A 21,938-nucleotide genomic window follows, 5' to 3' on the forward strand; every position below is an offset into this window, starting at 1 on the left:
TCCCTTTTACAGTAATATTTCAGATTCATTGCGTCTGGCGAAGCAGATATTGTCTTAAGCCTCTGAATTACTTGTCGTCGATTAATACATAATTCCGCCAATAAAATCATCATACGGACCCGGACCACATTACTTGCTAAAACAGCATTAACCTGAGTTTTACGAACAGATATCAGATTACCTTAGAAGGGCTTAAGAACAACCTCAAACGTCCGTTCTTCGCTCAAAGCAGACGTTGCCTGAAACCGCAATCTTGCTGTTTGACTCTTTCAGTCAGCATTCACCAGCGGCAGGAATTTCTCAGAAAAGATGTCTGGCTCATAGCCTGCAGCTGCAAAAAGGTGTTCGCGTGATTTATCAACCGCCGTGCGAAGGCGCTTGCTGTCCACACCTAAAACCTTGCCGTTTCGCTTGACGATGCGCCCGCCAATCATGACGGTATCTATGTTGCTGCGTTCAGCAGCATGCACCACGGTCCCGAAAGCATTTCCGTTCGGATAGAGATTGAGGTCGCTGGCATTAATCAGCACCAGGTCAGCCTGCTTGCCTGGCGTCAGGCTGCCCACTTTATCCTGCATTCCGGCGCAGGCAGCACCATCGACGGTTGCCGACTTAAGCAGCTGCGCCGCCGGAAGCGTTTTAAGTGCATGTTCAGAATCACAGCATTGCTGCTGATGCATGCCCATCACGCGCTGCAGGTAAAACGCCACACGCATCTCCATAAACATGTCGGTGCTGTAGGACGTTTCATTATCAACGCTCAGGCCCGGGTTGATGCCATGACGCCGTGCAGCCTCAATGGCAAACATTCCGCTTTCAATGCCATAGTGGGAATCCGAGCGCGGGCAGACGTTTACCCGAACGCCGGCTTCCCGCAGAATTTCCCATCCCCGGTCAGACAGCGCGGTGCAGTGATTGAATATGTTGTCAGGGCCCAGCAGCCCCCGCTGATGCAGCGACTCAAGTTCAGACCCCATCTCAGCGCCGAAGAACTCAGTGACAATAGACAGCCCCAGCCTGCGGGCTTCGGCCCACAACTCCGGCTCCAGCTGGGCCATGACTGCGAGAGAGACCAGGCTTTCAGGATTGCTGGTGAAGTACTTTTCCTGCAGACGAAGCCAGTTTCCCGGCCAGTGCGCTTTATCCCATTCGCCCGCAACCGGCGCGCCGGAAGCATGAATGGCGCGAATGCCGCTATCAAGCAGTGCTTCAACGGCGGCATCGGAATGCGCTGCGGTCCGGCTGTTATGTGAGTTATCAATCATCGTGGTGATGCCCGCGTCAATAGCGCCAATCGCCGTCAGCAGGTTGCCGACATAGATATCGGCAGGACGGTAATATTTGGCGAACGAGAAGTGCGTGGCGTTACTGTAGTCTTCCAGGCAGGTAGCGTTCGGGTTAATACGGCGAAGCTGTCCTTCCCATGCGTGACGATGAGAATCGACCATTCCCGGGATGGCTATCATGTTGGTGGCATCAATGACATGTGCATCCGGCGCGTCGAGGTTCTGACCTACAGCGGTAATCGTTGAGCCGTTGATGAGAATATCACCGCGCTCAATGTTACCGACGGCTTCATCCATGCTCAGCACCATAGCGCCACAAATCAACGTAGCCTGTGAAGTGACATTCTGATTATTAATAATATTCCTGCTGTAACCGGTCATTAAATATGCCTCTTTCGTGATTATTACGGAAACACTACGACATGTCATTACCATGAAAAAGATGCTTAAAGCGTTTTCATAATTCATAATTCGCGAATAATCAGGTTAACTTTTTATCCCGGAACAGGATGATGGACAGAATTCAGGCTATGCAGGTTTTCACGCGGGTCGCTGAAGCTGGGAGTTTTGTGCGCGCGGCAGAAACACTGTCACTGCCTTCATCTACTGTCACCAGCACGATTAAAAATCTGGAAAAATATCTGCAGGTGCGCCTGTTTAACCGGACAACAAGACGGGTCAGCCTTACTCCTGAAGGCCTGCAGTATCTGGCGCAGTGCCGGGAGATCCTTTCGCTGATTGAACACAGTGAATCCAGCCTGACCGACTCTGTCAGGCGCCCTCAGGGGCGTCTGCGGGTTGATATGCCCGGAGGAATTGCCCATTTTATCCTCATGCCCAACCTGAAAGATTTTTGCCGGCTGTATCCGGATATTTATCTCATGATTGGCGTCAGCGACCGTCAGGTCGATCTTGTTAAGGAAGGCGTGGATTGCGTCATCCGGACCGGGGAATTAACTGACTCCACGCTGGTTGCCCGTCCGCTTGGCCGTTTTCGCTGGGTAACGTGCGCTTCTCCGGATTACCTGGAAGAGTACGGTATCCCTGAGACGCCAGAAGCATTGTCGCAGCATCGGGCTATCCATTACTTTCCGGGGTCAGGAAGACGCACTGATGAACTGCATTTTAAACGAGGCAAGGAAACGCTCTCTGTGCCGGTAGCGGGAAATGCAGCCGTTAACGAAACGGGACTCTATATGAGGCTGTGTCTTGAGGGTTTTGGGCTGGCGCAGCTTGCTGAGAATATCGTTTCGGAGAAGCTGCAACAGGGGACGCTGGTTGAGGTTCTTGCGGACTGGCAGCTACCGTCCGTGCCGGTGAACATACTTTACCCACATCAGCGTTTCCTCTCTCCTGCCGTGCGCGCTTTTGCTGACTTTGTCGCCGGGCTGTTCAGCGATGGTGTGAGGGGGAATGGGCCTTCACGGTAAAAGAATGCTCCGGTAGCAGTGTCAGCTCGTCCGCTTTGTGCCAGAAGCGGACGTTGCTAACTACTTCTTGTGTTGGCCGGTGAGTAGAGCCCAGAGCGGCGGCGAAAGGAAAACAAACGTTGAACAAACCGACACGCCTGCCTGACAGGCTGACCGATTTGAGGCCACGCATAGTAGCGTAATGAATTCTGCTAACTATCTTGTGGCGACTCATCAAGTCGCTATCCATTCAGGAGCAGTTACTGTCAGGGGAAATCCATGCCTCACTGAAGTCAAACCAGCCGTAAGCCGTCATGCGTAAATTGTTAACCTGACTGACCGAGCTTAGTTGGTAGCGGTAGTTGAACAACGGTGTCAGATAAGATCTCTGCATCAGCCACGAGAAGAGCTGCCGGATGATGGCATTGCGCGCCTCTGGCTCCGGCTCTGCCCGAGCATCACACAGCCTGGCCTGCGCGCAAGCCAGGTCACGTGGTGTAAGAAAGGCCTGCCAGCACGGATCCCTGTGTAGCCACATTTCGAGCGTCGCTTCCGCCGCATCGCCTATCAGGCAGTCACCCAGAAGGATGTCGGCGCTTTCCAGTTGCACCTGTCCCGTACTCTGACCAACTTCGTTAATCAGTAGCTCACACCCGTAAGAGCGGAGTTCTTCCGCCAGCTGCTCTGCCATCAGAGTCAGTTCAGGCTGTTTTCTGTAGAGCAGCTTCAGACGCGACGGAAGTGAGGCCTCACGCTCGGGGTTCATGAAATCGGGCCAGCCGGGAAGTAGCGCGCTGGTTTCCGTTATTAGATCATCCTCAACCTGCAGCCGTGAAATGATTCCGGAGCGGTGAACATACCCTTTAAGCCACTGAGCCTGCTCTTTTGTCAGCCACTTTCTTTTAAGGTTAATAGCCATGTAACAGCATCCCGCGCTGTTTTGTTTATCGACCGGCCTGTCAGGCAGCTGCTGTCTGGGCTTACCTACCATTACGTGAGATACCTGCGCCTGCATATCTGATGCCGGATCCTGCACCTGTAAATCGGCCCAGCATTCAATCTGTTCTATGTAAGGGTGACGAAGATGGTAAAACTGGTGCTTCTCAAGCCGGATAAACCGCTGGTTAAAAAATTCCACCCTGAAGGGGCCGGCACCCACATCAGCGTTATCCGGATGTGTCAGCAGACACTGTAATGTCGCCAGCCGGTAAGGCAGCCAGAAATCAGCGTCGGCCAGTCCGAAGCTGATACAAAAAGCACATGGTGACGTTATGGAGGTGACATTCCGGAAGTGAAATGCGCTGACGGGATGTTCACGGAGTTTCTGAAGTTGAGTGAGGATTTGTTCTGTTGTCACCGCACTGCCGTCATGCCAGTACAACCCGGCGTGCAACATGAAATCCCACTGACGTCCCTGATGGGAATGAGTCCAATGATGGGCCATATCCGGTCGGGGACAGTCATCACCAGTTTCAAATCGTGTGAGTCCGGCATGAATATTCCGGCAAAAATGCTCTTCCGTGCGTCCCGAGACCCTGAGCGGCTGCATCGTTGAGAGCGCCCGGTAAAAAGGGATGCGGAGAACTGGCTTACTGGCCTGCCACAGACCGCCAGCATGGGGTGCGAGCAATGCATGAAGCTGCTCTTCCTCGGGAAATGCAAGCCGCAGCGCCGCGAATGACATACCGGTTTCAAGCATGTCACGGATAATCTCTTTTTTTATTTCCCCCGGAGCCACAAGACATTGTAAGCGAGATTTATTGCCGCGCCCGGGTGAAGGTTTCCAGATGATCCAGCCTCTTTCGCGGAAGTGACTAATAAGCGTCCGCACATGCCTGTCGCTGCAGCTGAACAGCGAGGCCAACGTGTCAGCATTGACATAGCAGGGCTGTTCAAGGAGGCGTGCATATAATTTTTCATACTGCTTTAAACGATGAAGAATTCGCATTTTAAAAACCTGAACAGTCTTTTTTAAATTGTTCATGTATTTCGTCCCCTCCGCAAGCAGATACTGCGGCCAGTCCCACAGTTAACCTGCCCAATTGAGGAACAGCATGTCAAAGCTTCGCGTGGCCGTTATCGGCGTCGGCATTTATGGTTCGAATCATCTCCTGGCATACTCAGCTAACCCGAACGTGGACCTGGTAGCCGTCTGCGACTACCGGACCGACAGGCTGGACGCGGTAGCAGCCCGCTATCCGGTACAGACGTTTACCGATGTTGAAACCATGTTTCTCAGCGTTGAGATTGATGCGGTCTCGGTTGCAACGCCTGATGCATACCACCTTGACCCGGTAATGAAGGCTATTCTTCACGGGAAACACGTGCTTGTTGAAAAGCCGCTGGCGACCGTACCGGGTGATTCAGAAACTATTATTCATGCGGCTGAGCAAAACGGTGTGCGGGTTGCCGTGGATTACCATAAGCGGTGGGATCCGGCAGCCATCCATCTCAAAAATGAGCTCCACAAACAGGAAACCGGGCATCCCATCCGCGGCTATATGAGCATGGATGACGTCATTGATGTTCCCACAAAATGGTTTGACTGGGCTCACCACTCATCACCTGGTCATTTCCTGGGCACACACTGTTATGACCTCATTCGCTGGTACATGGAGTGCGAGGTAACGGAAGTTTACGCCAGAGGGTCGAAAGGCGTATTAAGCGGTCGTGGGATTGATACGTGGGACACCATTCAGGCATTTCTCACCTTTGAAAACGGCTGTCACTGGACGGTTGAAAATGCCTGGATTCTGCCGTCGGGTTTTCCTAAGGCGAACGACGGACGTACCCAAATCCTGACGGAACACGCGCTGCTGCGCGCGGATTCGCAGAATCGCGGCGTAGAATTTTTCACCTCGAGCAAGGGCATCACGCCAAACCCCTATTTCATCATTGACAATAACGGGCGCCCTTATGGTTTCGGAATCGAACCTATTAATGATTTCGTGGACTGCCTGATCCACAACAAGCCGTTCATCGCCACCGCGCAGGATGGTCTGCAAGCGGAAATTATCTCGGATGCTGTGCACCGCAGCCTTGAACTCAATCAGCCAGTGAAAATTAAACGACAGTAAACCAGGAGACAGGCATCTGATGAAAAAGAATTACGGCATTCTGAGTACGGCTTCGATTGTCCCGCGTTTCGTCAGCGCGGTTCGCGCCAGTGGTGACGGCACTGTCCTGGCAATTGCCTCCCGCTCAGCGGATAAAGCGAGAGAGAAAGCCGATCAGCTCGGCATTGAACGCGCTTGTGGTTCTTATCAGGAGCTCATGGACGATAAAGACGTGAATATCGTTTATATCGCCACCATTAACAGTGAACATTATGCTAACTGCCTGATGGCGCTCGAACACGGCAAGCATGTTATTTGCGAAAAACCTTTCGTGCTGAAAAGTCAGGAAGCGGAGCACCTCTTTGAGCTGGCCGCTGAACGTGGACTTTTCATCATGGAGGCCCAGAAGGTGGTGTTCCTTCCCGTGATGGACGCGATAAAGAACATCCTGCAGAGCGGCCGTCTTGGTCAGGTGCGTCTGGTAGACATGACCAGCTCCTGCGAGGCAACCTATAACAACTGGCTCGGTGTGCCTGAGGCCGGTGGGGGCAGCCTGTATGGAAACGCCAGCTATACCGTTCAGATGCTCACCTACCTGTTTGATGAAATGCCGCAGTACCGTGCGGGTACTGCCATTCGTTCACCGTCAGGCACAGACGCACAGTGTGTGATTAATCTGACCACTAAGGCCGGCGTCCTCATCATCAGCAAAATTTCCCAGCAGGTTAATGCCATTAACAAGGCATTCATCTATGCAGAGCAAGGTTATATTGAAATAGCAGACTACTGGAAAGCCAGACGGGCAACCGTGCATTATGCCAGCGGTGAAACAGAGGAGCTGCATTTCCCCTGCGATTACGAGCTTGTCTATGAAGTCCAGCATATTCATGACTGCCTTACAAAACACGCGCTTGTCAGCCCTGTGATGAGCCCTGCCATGACAATAAAGACGGTATCAATGCTGGAATCAATACATCAAGAGTGGTCAGATAAATTTCAATAAAAGGTCAAATATGCACTCAGTTCCGATGTCATTTTTGTAACGCAAAAATTGGAGCTGGCTGCCAGAAAGCTGCCTCGATAGGGATATAAAGATTACCGGCGGGCAGCATGCATGCTGCTGATACGGCATGTCTGACCGCCTTATTTACTGCATTTTTTGACCATAACAGCTTATCCCGAATCATGTAGTCAATTAAAAATTGTCCTGCACGCACCGCCGGGCTTTCACAGTCAGGCGGTCCAGGCATAGCTATCTTTCCAGTAACAACCGGGCATAAGGATGAGTTCGTTAAAAGGCTTCCGATAGCTTTCAGTGAACATGTCCGCTCTTCGCTCAAAGCGAACATGCATCTCAGTCAGCTTTGTGCCAGGAGCGGACGTTGGCGTGTTATGACGATTTCAGGATTACTCATAGAATGGCTTTGTAGTTGAGATTAACGTGATCGGAATATTATTCCGCTGTATCCTGACCAAATTGTTATTGATATCACTAACGCAAAATGTTTTGCGTCATTGAAAAGAAGGAATTCGTATAATATGTCTCAAATTAAATTTGAACTGAGTCTTGGAAGCGACATATTACGTGATGGCATGTTTCTGGAATTATCTGTCAGCGAGACATCTCCTTTACGGCAAATTGCTGAAGTTTTCTATTCGGATGTTACACACGAATTCTTTTTGACCTGCTACGAAGAGAATATCCCTCTGGAAGCAGTGGAAAAACTGATTTCGGAGGCGAGGATATCTCTCCCGCCAGTGAAGCAAGAACAATCCACATAGCACAGACCCCATATCAATTGTTCTTTTAAGGGCTGGAAGTACGACCTTTTGAGGTAAGTAAAGGTTGTCGAAGTAAATGCGAATTTTTAGAAATACTTGCAACTAATAGCCCGCACTGAGCGGGCTTGGTAGTGATATGCATTCAGCATGGGAGTTACGGCAAGTTACTTAGTGGCAGCTTGTGCTAAGGATGTAGTGCGGTGCCAAGACGCCTGTTCATAGGACTCATAGTTGTCACTCGAACACTGGCTCAACAGATGCGACCGCCAGCGTAACGTCCCGTCGTGAGGCATACCCGATCACACCGTCAAAAGGAAACCTCAGCATTGCTGTATAGGAATCACTGCAAATCCGCTCTACAAGCGCCTTAAATTCGGGGTGTTGCTCGGCACACGCTTGGAAGTCGAAATCGCCTGTATTGTTCTTGTAATTGAATCTCAACGCGTCACGCCATGATCTTTCCTTGTCTCCAAGCACCAGTTCTATACGTTCATCTTTGCGAATCCAGTGCCCGCTGTGAACCCTATGGAAATTTCCATCGCCTTTGAAGCGCTGGCAAAGATCGTTTCGGAGGGATCCGAAAATTCTCACCGAAAAATCCATACTGATGTCGCCCTGGAACATTATGGTGTTATTTGATCTGGTTGCTCTTGCCTCATAAGTAGTAACGGTGTGTGGCTCAGTTGCAAAGTCTTGGGTAATTGTTTGCCGAATGCCATCAGATACCGTATGCGATTGCGTATCTGAACCACCTTCCCGCATACTTTCTCCTTTCGACTGGTCAAAACTCAGTGACACAGCTGCAAACATAGCCCCTGAAGGCCCAATGTTACCAGTTTCGGAGAACCGCAAATCCCAATGTACGGTCTTATCCCAGTTCCGTGACAAAGTGGCTTCCGACGAAGTCTGTAGCGTATATTCGAGAGAAAGTGTTGTTCGCCCTGCTTGTCCTTGCTTACCTGCATCTATTTTGTAACTAGAGATAACCTCGGTGACTGGATCCGTCGACACGACCTCACGTTTTAGATCACTATTGGCACTGAACGATACGTTATCGAACGTAATCGCTGTTCTTTCGTGCCAGCGTGGATCATCTTCCTCCGATGAGTTAAATGGTGTAAAGCCCGGGCCCGTCACCTCATAAGGACCTCTTGAAGATTTGCTGCCCGTTTCGACATAAGTGTAATTCAGCCCCACATCATCCGGCCGATCTCTGTACTCCAAGTACCAGCCCCCCTCCGAGGCCTTAGATAAATCCATTGGCTCACCCTCGTTCAGATATTTGCTGGGCGGCGAACTTAACCAGGATGGTAGCCAAGATGGTTCTATGCCTATTTGGAAGTAAGAAAGGTCGTCATCGGAAGGTCCTCTGACGCTTTTAAAGCCCAGATAGTATGCGAGAAGAGCAATATCTCTAGTAACTGTTTTAAAGACAGCCAGCTTGAGATCTTCGATTGCAATAGGCTCGTGCAAACCGACTAATAGATCTGACGGCCGTTGCGAGGCTCGAGCAGCGTCATTCAATAGGCTCGAAGGAAAGGATAGTTCCGAACTCTCTTTTAACGCTATTTTTTCGCTCATATGCTAACGACGTCCGCCATATTCAATTTTAGGTCCTGGATTCCTGATGACATTATCCAATTATCGGCGTCCAGGCTTTACCGGGTCATGCAACACCGGTCCGATAGGATGTGGCTCCGTCCGACCGGGCTCGGAGGGTAAATGGGGATCGAGCCCTTTACTGTGGTCCGGCTGATGCACTCCATTCGGGTCTCTACCTGGGTCCGTGGGCCTAAAGAGAATTGGATCGGCATGCGGCCCATCTATGATGCCCTTCGGATCTAAACCGTGATCCTGACCAGCATCCCAGTCAATCTTTCGCCCCTCGTCTACAGCTGTAATCTGATCTTGGATCGATGCATAGTCTTTGTGTTCGGCCGTTCCATGCTCGTGCATTATCTGTTCCTGCTTCAGTTTCACCGCCTGCTCCAATGCCTCTTGGGACATCTGCATTCGTGTCAGTTCTTCTGCGGTCACTTGAAAATCTTGATAGCCGTACAACTGCGCAATCGCAGGTATGCGACCGAACATCTCTGACCACCCAAGCACAGACTGATTGACCAGCCGGAACCACGGCAGTCGTTTATTTAGCTCACGACTCACATCTAGACCGTGGGTTAGAAGGTACGCCTGTTCGCCGAATTGCTTCGAAAACGTTTCAAAGTTATTAATAAGAGTCACGCCGGTCGTAAACATCTGGTTAAAAAGAATGGGCCCGATGACGGAGTTCATGAGATCCCCGCCCGCCATCGGATGCTCTCCCTTATGCATCGTGACGAACGCCCCAAGCTCCGGGTGGCCGGGGACGTCCCTTTGCATCCAAGGTACAACGCCTCTAAGCACGTGCGCCCCCGTCGTAGCGGCCAACATTACCTGCCAAGTCTGGGGTTTTAGGGGCTCCTTTCCATCCATGAAACCACCTGAACCGACGTGTCCGAAATTTTCAACGATGGAATTGTGCCCAAGGATGAAGTACTTGCGGATCGGCACATTAGCCTTCACGTTGGTCCGGCATAGCCCTGGAATAAGATGAGCAAATTTAACCAGTGGATCGTCACCCGGCCCACCTTCAATATCCCTATCTACAATCAACCGAGAATCGAGAAACTCGTCCGGCACTTCACCTCGTGGACCCGGGTTCGAGTTCATGATAAACCGGAGTCCGTTCGGGCCAGCGAACATATTGCTGAGCTGCTCAGTTTTATGGAAGTAGGTTATGGTCATCAGGTTATGGCCGTTCGTCTCGCCATTAGCGTCCGTGGTGACGCCGCCCTGAAAGTAAAATACCCGTTGCTGTTCGTCGGGACTAAGACCTTTGAAATGCTCAGCATATGCGGTGACGGGGTCAGTAATCTGAGAATTAAGCACGGAACCAAAAACAATCGGATCCTTATTCATTTGCTCCCGGAAATACAGATCCTGAGAACTTCCCGAGTACAGCCCGCTACCGAATAACGCTTTATCGATGATCTCTAGGTGGGGGTTTGCATCACCACTGGCTTTAAGTGCATGTATCTCGAAACAGTTTCCGCGTATTTTTCCGGACTGGAACCACTTGCAAGAAGCTCTCGCATTACATCTTTACTCGGCAAAAGCCGCATCAGTTTCTCTAGCATCGCTTTCACTCCAATTGTGAAAAAGCCGCTTTGGCTTACTGTATCGAAATTAAGACGAATAGATAAGAAATATGTATTTATTTGATAACTCTTGGGGATCGTGCGACACATGCAATTTCGCACAAAATCGGTGTTCTTCAGTTCCTATCTACATTGCCACGTAGATTAGAATAGCTCTAGATTTTAGCCGTAGGCGCAATAGCTTACGGCTCTGCTATAGTTGGGTAAGGCGTAGCATGTAGCATAATACTCGCGGAGGATCTTCAGCGCGGCAATTATGATACTTACATCGGTCAATGTAATCGGAATCAGGACATATTAGTAACCTCTGAACCGCGAACCCGGTGACCCGAATAGTGCCCAACATGTGCCTTTTTGAATTTAATATTTTATCCAGTTCAAAAGATGTTTCCATAGCTTATCCTTTGTGCTCCCTTAAGCGCCACTAATAATTATCGGTTAAGATTTCGAGATCCTTAGGGCTCGCTGCGGAGAAATCCTTACCGCGAATAAGCGCTCTATTAAGATAACTTTTATATGAAAAAAAGGAGGTCCAGACACATCCTATTAGGCTTTGTACGAAAAATCAGAGTGAGTAAAATTGTCGCAATGACAGGCTGGATGGACGTATTGTGAAGCGTTACGAGCTTCCGGATAAACAATGGGAGCTAATCGCAGATATTCTTTAGACCGAGTAGAAGAGAGTGCAACTACGCAGTGATAAACGACTGATGCCCAATAGCATCTTCTGGTTCCTGTGCTCAGGTGCCTTCTGGCGTGACCTGCCAGAGCGGTTCGGTACCTCTGGCGCCTGAAGGGGGGCAAGGAGAGCAGGTAGATCATGCGCTCGGACGCAGCAGAGGTGTTCTGACCAACAAGATGCACATGGTTTGCGACGCCAATGGCGACCCCATGGGCTTTTTATTGTCTCCGGGTCAGGTCAGCGATGTTTCGAATGCCAAAGCACTTCTCAGGTTCGCATCCTTGGCAAGGGTGGCCGGCTACGCTAGAGCTGCCGATGGCTGTGTAATAGCCAACGTTTGAGATTTGAAGCGGTAGTCACTGACTGTGTCATGTGAGAAACTTGCCGCTTCTGAAAATGTGGTGGACCCTCTTAATGTCAGAAAAATCTTCGCTCAGCCTGTTTGCGGAAGGCGTTGTCAGCCTGCCTGACGGATATCAGGACCGTACCGTCAATGTATTCATGCGCCCGTCAGCCGGCACGCCCGCCTTTAATATTTCGCGCGACACCATGGACACCGGTGAAACCCTTCCTGGTTACGTCGACCGCCAGCTCGCATTGATGCAAAAACACCTCTCAGGGTGGAATCAGAGCGGGCGCAGCTCCGTGATGCTCGGAGAGGACCTTTTGCAGGGTGAACAGGTGAACGCCAGTTACAGACGGGAGGGTAAATCTGTCTGGCAGCAGCAGGCCGTCTTTAATACCCGGGATTCCCACATCCTGGTCTTCACGATGTCCTCGTCAGAGGAGCTGAACGACAGCGACAACAACCTCTTCAGCGAACTGCTCAGGAGTTTCCGTTTTCATAATTAACGATAAGGAATATTGTTATGTTTGAGGCTGCCCGCGTCGGTGATGACATTGGCCACTCAGGTGCTCTGGCCGGCATGATTGCCGGAACGATTGTCGGGGGGCTGATTGCTGCTGCAGGGGGGATTGCAGCAGGTGCCCTTTTTCTGGCAGGTCTGGGCGCCGCAACCCTTGGCGTGGGTGTCCTGCTGATTGGCGCCAGCCTCGCAGTCGGGTACCTTACCGGGGAACTTGCCACCGCCGCCCGCGATAAGTTTGCTGAAGACGGTGCGGCCAGCATGACAAAGAAAGGCACCATCACGACCGGCTCGGCCAACGTCTTTATCAATGGCAGACCTGCCGCCCTGGCTACCGGCAGCATGGTGATGTGTTCTGACGACGGCTCACAGCAAATGGCTGAAGGCTCATCCCGAGTCTATATCAACGGCCTGCCTGCAGCACGAACCGGCGACCACACCACCTGTGATGCCAGTGTCATGACGGGCGCGGATAACGTGATTATCGGTGGAGAAACTGAACAGACACTCCCGATTCAGCCTGAGGTACCGGAATGGCTGTATAAAGTCTCAGACCTCACCCTGTTTTTCGCCGGGTTCGTTGGCGGTGCAGGCGGCATTGCCGGCAAAGCCGGGGCCCTGGCGAAACTTTTCAGTAAGCTCCCGCGTCTTCTGAAGTTTGAGAAGGCGCTTTGCCGGGCAGAACAGGCCCTGGTTGCTTCCACAGCAGCCGGAATTATCGCCCGGCCGGTAGACATCATCAGTGGGCAGAAATTCCTGAATGGTGAGGACGAGCTCGACTTTACACTGCCGTCCCGTTTACCCGTTCGCTGGCAGCGCTACTGGCGCAGCGGTAACCCCTCAGACAGTGTGCTGGGCCGCGGCTGGAGTCTGTTCTGGGAGTCCAGTCTTCAGCGTTATGAAGACGGGCTGGTCTGGCGCGCGCCCACCGGAGACTGTGTTTCCTTTCCCCTGATACCGAAAGGCTTCCGGACGTTCTGCGGGGAAGAAAAACGCTGGCTGGAACACCACGACGATGACACCTGGTCAGTGTATGGCCTCAGCGGTGAACGCTGGTGCTATGCCGGGCTGAACGACAACGGACCGTCACTGTTAGAGCGGATAAGTGAACCCTGTGGCAACGACATTCTGTTTGAATGGAACGATAACCATACGCTTCATTCCCTGACCGACAGCGCGGGGCAGCGTATTGTCTGCCGCTATGACGGTAGCCGTCTGGCCGGCGCCTGGCTGGATGATGAGATCTGCCTGGTCAGTTACGCTTACGACGAAGAAAACCAGTTAAGCGCGGTAACAGGGCGGGGCGGCAACGTGCGCCGCCGCTTCCGCTGGCAGGACGGTCTCATGATCGCCCATGAAGACCGCAACGGCCTTCTCAGTGAATATCGCTGGCGGGAAATTAACGGCCTGCCGAGGGTTGTGGCGTTTCGCCACAGCGGTGGCGAGCAGCTGACACTGGAGTACGATTTTGAGAACGGCAGGCGCCGCGCGGTCCGGGACGACGGCGCAGAAGCCTGCTGGCTGATTGATGACGATGATAACGTTGCATCCTTTACGGACTATGACGGGCGCCAGACGGCTTTCGTTTACCGTTATGGCGAGCTCTGTGACGTCATACTGCCCGGAGGCGCTATCCGCCGCAGTAAATGGGACAGGTATGGCCGGCTTGAAGAGCAGACCGATCCGGCCGGCCGGCGGACCGGATACCACTGGTATCGCCTGACAGACAGAATAGCCCGCATTGTCTATCCTGATCAGACGTCGTCTCAGGGCATTTACGACCTGAAAAACCGGCTGTTATCCGAAACGGATGTCGCCGGAAGCACCACGACGTATGCGTATCCGGACGATGAGGAAACGCTGCCCGCGGCCATTACCGATGCAGCCGGCGGCGTGGTCCGTCTGAAATGGAACCGCCAGGGGCTTCTGACAGAGCGGACGGACTGCTCCGGAAGCATCACCCGTTTCAGCTATGACCGTTTCGGGCAACTCATCAGCAGTGAAGATGCAGAAGGCCACATCACGCGCCGTGAATGGAATGCGTGCGGGCAGCTGACTGCGGTCATCCACCCCGACGGCACTCAGGAGTCGCTGCGCTGGAACGAACACGGGCAGTTGTCAGCCTGGCGGGACCCGCTTGAAAGCGAGACGCGCTGGCAGTACAACGCGCTGGGTCTTCCGGTCAGCCTGACTGACCGGATCGGCCGTACCCGCCGCTGGCAATGGAGCCCCCGCGGTGACCTGCTGAGACTGGATAATGTCAACGGTGGGGAATACCGGTTCACCTACGACGCCGTGGGGCGCCCGCTTACTGAAACACGACCTGACGAAACCGTCTTGCGAATGGAATGGGATGCGCGGGGATTTCTTGCCGCGGTCGAGGAAAACGGAAGACCGGCTGCAGACGGAGGCATCGCGCGGCGACTGCAGAGTTACAGTTATGACGCCAGCGGCCTGCTGACCGGGCGCGCTCACCGTCATGCGGAGTACCGTTATTTACGTGACGTTAATGGCCAGCTCAGCCGCGCAATGCGCATTCCTACCGATGAAGGTACTGCGCTCGGCATTGAAAGGGATGAAATTGCGTTCACGCACAATGCTGCCGGACGCGTACTGAGTGAATCAGGCGTTAACGGTACGATCGGCTTCGAATGGGATGACCTGAATAATCTGACGGCACTGACTCTTCCCGGTGAGCAGCGCCTGTCATGGCTGCACTACGGCTCTGGCCATGTGAGTGCCGTCCGTTTCGGCCAGCAACTGGTTTCGGAGTTTACCCGCGACCGGCTGCACCGCGAAACGGCGCGGACGCAGGGAGTCCGTGAACAGGTCCGGCAGTACGACAGCCTTGGCAGGCGCACGCTGCAGCGCAGCGAACTGATAACGGGCATCACCCTGCCTGAGCAGGCTATCCTGACGCGACAGTACCGTTATACCGCGCGTGGCGACCTTGCCGGGGTCAGCGACACGCTGAGAGGGGAGGTTCATTACGGCCATGATGCCGAGGGCCGTCTGCAGAAGCACTACGAGTCGCGTCAGGGGCACAGTAGTACACATTTCAGCTACGACGCCGCAGACAATCTCACTGAAGAGGAAAGTGCCCTGCCGGTGACCAGCAACCGCCTGGAGCACTGGCAGAATCTGTTCATGAAATACGATTACTGGGGCAACCTGGTCAGCCGCCGCTCAGGTCTTTATGAGCAGCATTTCGTTTATGATGCAGAAAACCGGCTGATATCTGCGCGGGGACTCGGGCCCGAAGGGCGCTTTGAGGCGAACTATCACTACGATTCGCTGGGCAGGCGAACCCGTAAAACGGTTACGACCAGCCACGGAACCACGACTCTCCGTTTCCTGTGGCAGGGATACCGTCTGCTTCAGGAGATTGATGAAAGCGGCCAGTGCAGTACCTACATTTACGATCCCGTTGAAACCTGGAGTCCGCTGGCCCGTGTAGACCACCATCAGTATGAGGGATATGGCCAGATATACTGGTTCAGCACCGACATTAACGGTGCACCACTGGAGATGACTGACGAACGCGGGGATTTGCGTTGGAGCGGACATTACGGCAGCTTCGGTGAGGTTAATTACCAGACGGAAGGGTTTTTGCGTCAGGTGAAAAGCGCAACGCTGTCACACCAGCCAGTGCGCTACGCGGGTCAGTACTCTGACAGGGAAACAGGCCTGCACTACAACCTGTTCCGCTACTACGACCCACAGACCGGCCGGTTTACTGTACAGGATCCGATAGGGCTGAAGGGAGGATTGAATCTTTATCAGTATGCCCCGAATCCGCAGAGCTGGATAGACCCCCTGGGTCTTACCGGAAAACCGCTGAACTCACCAGATATGTCTAAATGGCTGGATAAAGGTGGCACGGTCTGGCAGGAAACAGACGGCAGGGCGTGGGTTTATCAGGACTGGGAAGGGAACGTCGTCCGTTACCCTGACGGTTACCCGGACTTTACCCCTTACGAAAGACAGAGCGTGGACGTTCCGGATTTGAAGGGCGACCACAGCAAGTCTCCGGGGGGTGACTTTGGCAAAGCGGATGCTCAGGCAAGCAAAGGCATGGCGAATTATGACGTGAATACCTGGCATCATCATGAAAATGGCGTCACAATGCAGGAAGTTCCAAAGAAAATACACCGCCGGTTCACACACAGGGGTGGTGTGTCTCATATCAAAGCTAACTGTTAACAGAGCTTAGGAGGCGCGGGTGGCTATTTTAACGGGTGCAGGGCTTGGTCAGTCAGATATCGATATGCTTGCCAAAAACTTTGCGGTTACTTTTCCTGATGATTACAGGGATTTTCTGGCGAAATATAACGGACTGAGAGTCGAGTCACCCGACTACTGTGACTTACCTTTTGATAAGGTTGATAACGGTTACGTATCGTTTGATGCTTTATTCGGTCACGATGTCAGCAACGAAAATTATGATATTTCCGTTATGAATGATGAGCTCCTTGATGAGCTTTCTTTCGTCGAGAATGCTGTCATTATCGGTATTGATCCGGGTGATAACGGTTATGTTCTGATTACGGAGGGTGAGCAATCCGGGGTTTATTACTGGGACCGGTCATGCCTGCACGTCGATGATGCAAAACAGGATTATGACATCGCAGGTGATGAGGATTCCCAGCACCTGTACTTGCTTGCCAGCACTTTCCAGCAGTTCTTTGACATATTGTCGGGGCTGACAATCCAGAAAGGAATGAGCGTTTCTACGGGCTTATAACCGCTCTTTGCCAGCACCGTCGTTCCTGTGCTAAAGGGATGCTGGCAGTGTAAGAGATGGACTATAAGAAGAGGTGAGGCAGGAAAGGCGTAAACGGTCTGTCTGGGTAAATTAAGCCAAGGGGAGTTCAAAGGCTCCATGCTTGGTGAACAGGATTTTGGTTTTACGTGGGCGGCCGCTGCCGCTGTTTGGTTTACTTTGTTCCATCGGTTCACCTCAATTTTCAGACATAAAAAACCCGCCGTAGCGGGTTGTCTTTTCTGGTTTAAATCAATTCGGCTCGAATCTCGACGCTACCTCGCCGCCGAGAACTTTTGGCATTTTGGGGAATATGCCAGCCTTGATCGTTTCTTTGATAACACCGATAACCGCTGAACAGAGTTCAGGATCGCCACCCTCAGATTTTATTAAAACAGGCATCTGCCCTTCGGGTTGCTTAATTCGTACATTGCAATACTTACCGGCGTAGGAATTGACGTCATAAAACTGAGACAAAACGGCGTTGGTATACTCACACAGCCACATATTAACTTCTTGCTTATCGCCCTCAAAATGGTTCTCGGATTCACACTTCTGTTTAATCTGCGCGATTCTCTCCGATGCGGGCGCCGAGGCTGGTAACGGTTTGTAGTTTGTTTGGCTGTGGTCTGATTGTGTCATTGCACAACCGGTCAACGCTATGACGAGAAAAACGCCAACTGATTTTTTCATTTTAATACCAGAGTAATGTTTTGCCAGTTATATCACAGCTGGTCAATAACTTACAGCCAGGAATAACGGCGGCGGTCTCATCAGATATTTTCAGGAAAACAGGTCGACTTAACATAATCTATGTTATACGCACTTTAATTATTACACCAAAGCGCTAATGTCGTACGCAGCAACTCACAGACGTCGCCTCTGAACTAATCTTAGGATCTCCTCAGGCTCAGGATGCAGACTTTATGTTGGTGACCATGACAGATAAAGATCTCTACCGGCTTGGCATCATTCAGCGCGTTCACGACCACACTCTGCTGCAGCGTGAAGCTGCGCGCCTTCTCTAACTCACCGTCCGTCAGATTCAGCTCGTTCTGCGGCGTTATCGTGAACACGGCGCGGCATCGGTGTATCAGAACGTCGCGGGCGTCCCGGCAACAACCGCATTCCTGACGATTTACGCTGCGCCGCTCTGCATCTGATCCGGCAACACTACGCCGATTTTGGTCCAACGCTGGCCACCGAGAAGCTTCTGGAACGACACGGCATTCCGGTTTCCGTTGAGACTGTCCTCAACTGGATGATTTCAGACGGACTATGGCGGCCTCACTCACGAAGACAGGTACACATCTATCAGCCGAGACACAGGCGCGACTGCCTCGGCGAACTGGTTCAGCTGGACGGCTCTCACTATGCCTAGTTTGAGGACCGCGCGCCGAAGTGCTGCCTTCTCGTGTACGTTGACGATGCGACCGGTCACCTTATGCACCTGCGCTTCTGTGACTCAGAGTCTGCGTTCGATTATATGACGGCAACGCGCGAGTACATTGATGTTCATGGTAAACCCGTCGCATTTTACAGCGACAAGGCCAGCGTGTTTCGCATTAACAACAAAAATGCGGTTGGCGGTGACGGCCAGACGCAGTTCGGGCGTGCGATGAACGAGCTCAACATCACGTGCATCTGAGCCAACACCAGTTCTGCCAAGGGTCACGAATGGCGTGCTTACGGCAGAGCTCACGGGCAGAAACCCTGGCTTCGGCCTCGCGTTGGATACTGATGATCTGTTCGTCGGAAAAACGCTTCTTCATGGAGATGTACTCATGTGGATTATAAAGACATTACTGACATCGCGATGTTTTAATCAACGGGGAGCAGGTCACGCAATCCCATAAAAAGATTAATGAATATTAATATCATGCCGATAATAAAAGAAAATTTTTTGGAGGTGGTATGTACATAAATAAAAAAAAGATGGGCTGTAAAAAAAATGAAAGCACAGCTATAATATTTTCATTGATTAGCTCCTTAATCATTTTCGCTGTAAGCAGCTCCTATAATCTTATTAATTCTTACGTAAACTCTGTTAGGAAAAAAATAATATTATTAAAATGATAGTAATCGAAGCACAAAGAAACTTAATTGCTATGGCACCATATAGCATTGAGGGAAGCAATCTATATCTTTACAAAGGAGAACGATGTAATTCCAACTTAGATATTAATAATGAGCAAATAAAGTTTATACTTCAACGAAGCAAAGATCTTCGTTATGATTTTTATAAAGCGTACATAGGTAACTTTATTAACCTAGACAGCAAGGATCTTGAATTTTTCATGATGTATTATACAAACCTTATAGCTTTTAAAAGATTCACAAGTGAAATTTCAGAAAATATCAATACTATCAAAAACTTTCAACTCTCAGAAGAGATTAAAAAAAATTTGTTGTTTGGTTATTGCTATGAAGTGTCAGACCCATTAAGTATTATAAATAATTATAAAAAAAATCTGCATTAATAATTTATTTCTTAAGCAGAGGGGTTTTGTACTGGCTGATCCGAATAACGGTGCCCTACTCGTCTAGACTTTGAAGGTGCTCCGCGAGCTTAAGCAATACAGGCTGGAAAAGCTAGCCCTAAAGTCCGGGCATTGAGTGTCACTTCAGAATGTTATATCGGTAAAGCATCTTGCCAAAATCCTGCTTCATACTGATGACAAGCAGTATGTGAATTGCGCTGCCGTCAAAATCATAAAGTACGCGGTACTCGCCATCCACATCCAGTCTTTCCCGCAACATCAGTCCCCTGTCAGACAGGTAAACGCTATAGCGGTATCTTTCCGGGTCCTGAACGATTTTTGTTACGGATTCCATCAGCAAATTATCCACCATGGTGGCCGCCTGTTGCGCCCCTACTGTCCCACTTTTATAAGACTCAATGTCTTTAAGGCACTGCTCTGCCAGAGGCGAGATTAAGACCTGATACTTCTGCGACACTTAACACCTCATATTCAGTTTCTGGCCGCACGTAATCTCCCCAGCACATCTTCAGGAGTCATGCCCTTGCCGTCAGTAATTTCTTTTTTCGCCTGCATGGCAAGCTTAAAAAGCGCGTTAATGTTTCTTTCCTGCTCCAGCTCTTTTAATTCAGCCTGTCTTTCAGCTGCGGTCTGGATGAACAGTTCAGCAACACCATTTTTGGTAACGTATACGCCGCCTTCGAACGTTCCTGCATTGCCGAGACTGTCTCGGGCAAGTTTCTGGGACATGGTTTGTGACATAGAGGGACCTCGCACACGATTAGCAGGACAAAATGTGCCCTTAAAATTTTAAAAAGCCTCAAAGAATTGCTCGGCTGAACGACACGGTGTACCACTGCTTGAAGTGGGCAACTGAGAGTATAATCTGAGTAGAACAATTGTGTACATATTTATCCACGGCTTTTGATTAAGCCCTGGGTGATGCCATGTGGAACGCCTGCAAAGCCATAAAGATGTATGCGGATTGCACGAATGGAGTAATAACAACGCAGGTAAGAAGATTAGGCAGGTTATGAAAGTTCACATCAGATTTTATCAGCTTCGGATTTGTGGCAGGTAACGGCACTGAGCTTACGGGAAATTTAATCTGCGATAAGCATGACTGGGGGAGATAATCAGAGCGCTCATTACCGGAACATTACCCACCTCCTCTCCGATTTTGCCTAAAAACAGGGGCACCAGGAGCAAGGCAGCCCTACTGACTGCGTCGCGATCGCGGGGATTTTTTGATATCAACTCAGGTGGATGCTATGTGGCGACATAAAGAATAAGCGAAAAAAAGCTTGAGGGTAAACTGTCACAGGGAAAAATTTTCCGTTTCAGCCTTTCACCTGCCCGTATGCGCATCCATAAAGTCAACCATCGCACCGGCATGAGCATCCACGTGCCGGATGTAGCGCATAACCGTTTCAGCCTTTTTCCAGGTTCCTTCCTGCATGATCTGTGCGGTACTGTATTTTTTTGTAGCCATATCGATAGCCGCTCCTACACGCGTACTGTGTCCTGACCACCCCCGGTAACGATTTTTGTTGGGCTTAACATCTCTTCCAGGCCCCCCCTCATGCCAGGCGCGGGCAAAAATATCTTCCAGAGCGCGGGTTGAAAGCGGCCTGTCGGTGTTAATCTGCGCACGGTTGGCACGGTGAACAGGAGAAAAGATAAAAGCATCAGGCTCATGGATAAGGCCCGATGCATAAAGCCATTCACTCAGCCGTTGTGAAGAAAGAGTACCCAGTCCCTTGATAAGCCCCCCGGTCATCACAATTGTTTTTGTCCAGCCGACATCCAGCACGACTCTGCCGTCTGCTGCGCGCGAAATGTCACGGACACGAAGTCGCCCCAGCTCGCTGACGCGTAACAGCGTTGCGTAAGCCACATGTAGAAAAGCGAGGTCGCGGAGTTGCTGAAGACGTGCTGAACCGGACCACACTGAATCCAGAGTAAGAAGATCAGACAGGCGAAACGGGACGGCCTGACCTGTGCGCTCACCAGACAATACAGCGGTCCGGTTAATTTTTTTCATCGCACGAAAAGCGACGGGTGAAGCACTGGGCGGAGTCAGGCCTGCGTTACGGTGTAACATACTGATAAGAGCCTGGTGCGTACCGATTGTTGAAGATGCACGTCCTTTTGCCTGCAGCCAGAAAAGGTAGTCGCGCAGGCAGCCAGGTGACATAGGCAGAAAAGTACGGCCATGCTCATTCGCCCAGGCGGAGCAGATCCGCATTACGCTGAGCAGCTGCCGCCATGTATTGTCAGAAAATGCCTCACGGTCCTGAACAAACGCCTGGAGCTGGGCCACTATGTCAGCCCGGGCTGGCAGTTGCATGTCGGATACGGGCCACTGTGGTCTGGAATTGTCCATTCTTGTCCCTGCCAGAGACAGCGCTACGTGAA

Annotated in this window: 19 protein-coding genes and 3 pseudogenes; 11 read left to right on the forward strand and 11 right to left on the reverse strand. The window is 51.3% G+C overall.

Annotated elements, in window-relative coordinates:
* Window positions 1–269 precede the first annotated feature (269 nt).
* Window positions 270–1,667, reverse strand: coding sequence for an amidohydrolase family protein (locus C1N59_RS20675; RefSeq protein WP_394551166.1), 1,398 nt, complete (start codon window positions 1,665–1,667; stop codon window positions 270–272).
* A 131-nt stretch (window positions 1,668–1,798) separates the two neighbouring features.
* On the opposite strand from C1N59_RS20675, the gene C1N59_RS20680 reads away from it, so the two are divergent.
* On the forward strand, window positions 1,799–2,716 hold the full coding sequence (locus C1N59_RS20680) for a LysR family transcriptional regulator (RefSeq protein ID WP_394551304.1): 918 nt from the start codon (window positions 1,799–1,801) through the stop codon (window positions 2,714–2,716).
* Between the two features lie 229 nt (window positions 2,717–2,945).
* On the opposite strand, the gene C1N59_RS20685 is transcribed toward C1N59_RS20680, so the two are convergent.
* On the reverse strand, window positions 2,946–4,679 hold the full coding sequence (locus C1N59_RS20685; RefSeq protein ID WP_394551168.1) for an SgrR family transcriptional regulator: 1,734 nt from the start codon (window positions 4,677–4,679) through the stop codon (window positions 2,946–2,948).
* A gap of 70 nt (window positions 4,680–4,749) precedes the next feature.
* Here C1N59_RS20685 and C1N59_RS20690 point away from each other — a divergent pair, with 70 nt between their 5' ends.
* Together C1N59_RS20690 and C1N59_RS20695 are read left to right on the forward strand one after the other, a co-directional pair.
* On the forward strand, window positions 4,750–5,772 hold the full coding sequence (locus C1N59_RS20690) for a Gfo/Idh/MocA family protein (protein ID WP_394551170.1): 1,023 nt from the start codon (window positions 4,750–4,752) through the stop codon (window positions 5,770–5,772).
* A gap of 19 nt (window positions 5,773–5,791) precedes the next feature.
* Window positions 5,792–6,754: a Gfo/Idh/MocA family protein gene (locus tag C1N59_RS20695; protein WP_394551172.1), complete on the forward strand. Its 963-nt coding sequence runs from the start codon at window positions 5,792–5,794 to the stop codon at window positions 6,752–6,754.
* Window positions 6,755–6,782: 28 nt separating this feature from the next.
* Here C1N59_RS20695 and C1N59_RS20700 read toward each other — a convergent pair whose 3' ends face one another.
* Entirely contained in the window at window positions 6,783–7,001 is a 219-nt protein-coding gene (locus C1N59_RS20700) for a hypothetical protein (RefSeq protein WP_394551174.1), read from the reverse strand.
* A gap of 289 nt (window positions 7,002–7,290) precedes the next feature.
* On the opposite strand from C1N59_RS20700, the gene C1N59_RS20705 reads away from it, so the two are divergent.
* Window positions 7,291–7,533 carry a hypothetical protein gene (locus C1N59_RS20705; RefSeq protein WP_164482846.1) on the forward strand — a complete coding sequence of 81 codons (243 nt, stop codon included), beginning with the start codon at window positions 7,291–7,293 and terminating at the stop codon, window positions 7,531–7,533.
* 234 nt (window positions 7,534–7,767) lie between these two features.
* Here the strand turns inward: C1N59_RS20705 and C1N59_RS20710 are convergent, their stop codons facing one another.
* Both C1N59_RS20710 and C1N59_RS20715 read right to left on the reverse strand, forming a co-directional pair.
* Window positions 7,768–9,114 (reverse strand): hypothetical protein, encoded by a 1,347-nt coding sequence (locus tag C1N59_RS20710; protein WP_394551177.1) that lies wholly within the window; start codon window positions 9,112–9,114, stop codon window positions 7,768–7,770.
* A gap of 60 nt (window positions 9,115–9,174) precedes the next feature.
* On the reverse strand, window positions 9,175–10,491 hold the full coding sequence (locus tag C1N59_RS20715) for a hypothetical protein (protein ID WP_394551179.1): 1,317 nt from the start codon (window positions 10,489–10,491) through the stop codon (window positions 9,175–9,177).
* Between the two features lie 847 nt (window positions 10,492–11,338).
* On the opposite strand from C1N59_RS20715, the pseudogene C1N59_RS20720 reads away from it, so the two are divergent.
* From C1N59_RS20720 to C1N59_RS20740, 5 genes and pseudogenes are all read left to right on the forward strand, one after another.
* Window positions 11,339–11,513: pseudogene (locus C1N59_RS20720) on the forward strand (transposase); the annotation flags it as partial.
* Between the two features lie 12 nt (window positions 11,514–11,525).
* Window positions 11,526–11,716, forward strand: a pseudogene (locus C1N59_RS20725) (IS5/IS1182 family transposase); the annotation flags it as partial.
* A gap of 110 nt (window positions 11,717–11,826) precedes the next feature.
* Window positions 11,827–12,264, forward strand: a complete 438-nt coding sequence (locus C1N59_RS20730; protein WP_394551181.1) for a DcrB-related protein — start codon at window positions 11,827–11,829, stop codon at window positions 12,262–12,264.
* Between the two features lie 17 nt (window positions 12,265–12,281).
* A complete protein-coding gene (locus C1N59_RS20735; RefSeq protein ID WP_394551183.1) occupies window positions 12,282–16,481 on the forward strand; it encodes an RHS repeat-associated core domain-containing protein in 4,200 nt (1,399 codons plus the stop codon).
* A 19-nt stretch (window positions 16,482–16,500) separates the two neighbouring features.
* A complete protein-coding gene (locus tag C1N59_RS20740) occupies window positions 16,501–17,022 on the forward strand; it encodes an SMI1/KNR4 family protein (RefSeq protein ID WP_394551185.1) in 522 nt (173 codons plus the stop codon).
* A 270-nt stretch (window positions 17,023–17,292) separates the two neighbouring features.
* Here C1N59_RS20740 and C1N59_RS20745 read toward each other — a convergent pair whose 3' ends face one another.
* Both C1N59_RS20745 and C1N59_RS20750 read right to left on the reverse strand, forming a co-directional pair.
* Window positions 17,293–17,733, reverse strand: a complete 441-nt coding sequence (locus tag C1N59_RS20745) for a cell envelope integrity TolA C-terminal domain-containing protein (RefSeq protein ID WP_394551187.1) — start codon at window positions 17,731–17,733, stop codon at window positions 17,293–17,295.
* Window positions 17,734–17,933: 200 nt separating this feature from the next.
* Window positions 17,934–18,116: a hypothetical protein gene (locus tag C1N59_RS20750; protein WP_394551189.1), complete on the reverse strand. Its 183-nt coding sequence runs from the start codon at window positions 18,114–18,116 to the stop codon at window positions 17,934–17,936.
* Window positions 18,117–18,484: 368 nt separating this feature from the next.
* Between C1N59_RS20750 and C1N59_RS20755 the strand changes: the two genes are divergently transcribed.
* The gene (locus C1N59_RS20755; protein ID WP_394551306.1) at window positions 18,485–18,688 is read left to right on the forward strand and encodes a hypothetical protein; all 204 of its coding nucleotides are present in this window, start codon (window positions 18,485–18,487) and stop codon (window positions 18,686–18,688) included.
* A gap of 22 nt (window positions 18,689–18,710) precedes the next feature.
* On the opposite strand, the pseudogene C1N59_RS20760 reads toward C1N59_RS20755, so the two are convergent.
* Window positions 18,711–18,812, reverse strand: a pseudogene (locus C1N59_RS20760) (transposase); the annotation flags it as partial.
* 300 nt (window positions 18,813–19,112) lie between these two features.
* On the opposite strand from C1N59_RS20760, the gene C1N59_RS20765 reads away from it, so the two are divergent.
* Window positions 19,113–19,520 carry a hypothetical protein gene (locus C1N59_RS20765; RefSeq protein WP_394551191.1) on the forward strand — a complete coding sequence of 136 codons (408 nt, stop codon included), beginning with the start codon at window positions 19,113–19,115 and terminating at the stop codon, window positions 19,518–19,520.
* Between the two features lie 139 nt (window positions 19,521–19,659).
* Here the strand turns inward: C1N59_RS20765 and C1N59_RS20770 are convergent, their stop codons facing one another.
* From C1N59_RS20770 to C1N59_RS20780, 3 genes are all read right to left on the reverse strand, one after another.
* Window positions 19,660–19,998, reverse strand: coding sequence for a type II toxin-antitoxin system RelE/ParE family toxin (locus tag C1N59_RS20770; protein ID WP_394551193.1), 339 nt, complete (start codon window positions 19,996–19,998; stop codon window positions 19,660–19,662).
* Window positions 19,999–20,012: 14 nt separating this feature from the next.
* On the reverse strand, window positions 20,013–20,282 hold the full coding sequence (locus C1N59_RS20775) for a hypothetical protein (RefSeq protein WP_104933866.1): 270 nt from the start codon (window positions 20,280–20,282) through the stop codon (window positions 20,013–20,015).
* A 586-nt stretch (window positions 20,283–20,868) separates the two neighbouring features.
* Window positions 20,869–21,906, reverse strand: coding sequence for a tyrosine-type recombinase/integrase (locus tag C1N59_RS20780; protein ID WP_394551195.1), 1,038 nt, complete (start codon window positions 21,904–21,906; stop codon window positions 20,869–20,871).
* Window positions 21,907–21,938: the final 32 nt, after the last annotated feature.

The organism is Pantoea sp. SGAir0183 (assembly GCF_043545505.1).

Coding starts and splice junctions, on each gene's coding strand:
- C1N59_RS20675 (WP_394551166.1), bottom strand. CDS start 1,667: ATGACCGGTTACAGCAGGAATATTATTAATAATCAGAATGTCACTTCA.
- C1N59_RS20680 (WP_394551304.1), top strand. CDS start 1,799: ATGGACAGAATTCAGGCTATGCAGGTTTTCACGCGGGTCGCTGAAGCT.
- C1N59_RS20685 (WP_394551168.1), bottom strand. CDS start 4,679: ATGAACAATTTAAAAAAGACTGTTCAGGTTTTTAAAATGCGAATTCTT.
- C1N59_RS20690 (WP_394551170.1), top strand. CDS start 4,750: ATGTCAAAGCTTCGCGTGGCCGTTATCGGCGTCGGCATTTATGGTTCG.
- C1N59_RS20695 (WP_394551172.1), top strand. CDS start 5,792: ATGAAAAAGAATTACGGCATTCTGAGTACGGCTTCGATTGTCCCGCGT.
- C1N59_RS20700 (WP_394551174.1), bottom strand. CDS start 7,001: ATGCCTGGACCGCCTGACTGTGAAAGCCCGGCGGTGCGTGCAGGACAA.
- C1N59_RS20705 (WP_164482846.1), top strand. CDS start 7,291: ATGTCTCAAATTAAATTTGAACTGAGTCTTGGAAGCGACATATTACGT.
- C1N59_RS20710 (WP_394551177.1), bottom strand. CDS start 9,114: ATGAGCGAAAAAATAGCGTTAAAAGAGAGTTCGGAACTATCCTTTCCT.
- C1N59_RS20715 (WP_394551179.1), bottom strand. CDS start 10,491: ATGAATAAGGATCCGATTGTTTTTGGTTCCGTGCTTAATTCTCAGATT.
- C1N59_RS20730 (WP_394551181.1), top strand. CDS start 11,827: ATGTCAGAAAAATCTTCGCTCAGCCTGTTTGCGGAAGGCGTTGTCAGC.
- C1N59_RS20735 (WP_394551183.1), top strand. CDS start 12,282: ATGTTTGAGGCTGCCCGCGTCGGTGATGACATTGGCCACTCAGGTGCT.
- C1N59_RS20745 (WP_394551187.1), bottom strand. CDS start 17,733: ATGAAAAAATCAGTTGGCGTTTTTCTCGTCATAGCGTTGACCGGTTGT.
- C1N59_RS20755 (WP_394551306.1), top strand. CDS start 18,485: ATGCACCTGCGCTTCTGTGACTCAGAGTCTGCGTTCGATTATATGACG.
- C1N59_RS20765 (WP_394551191.1), top strand. CDS start 19,113: ATGATAGTAATCGAAGCACAAAGAAACTTAATTGCTATGGCACCATAT.
- C1N59_RS20775 (WP_104933866.1), bottom strand. CDS start 20,282: ATGTCACAAACCATGTCCCAGAAACTTGCCCGAGACAGTCTCGGCAAT.
- C1N59_RS20780 (WP_394551195.1), bottom strand. CDS start 21,906: ATGGACAATTCCAGACCACAGTGGCCCGTATCCGACATGCAACTGCCA.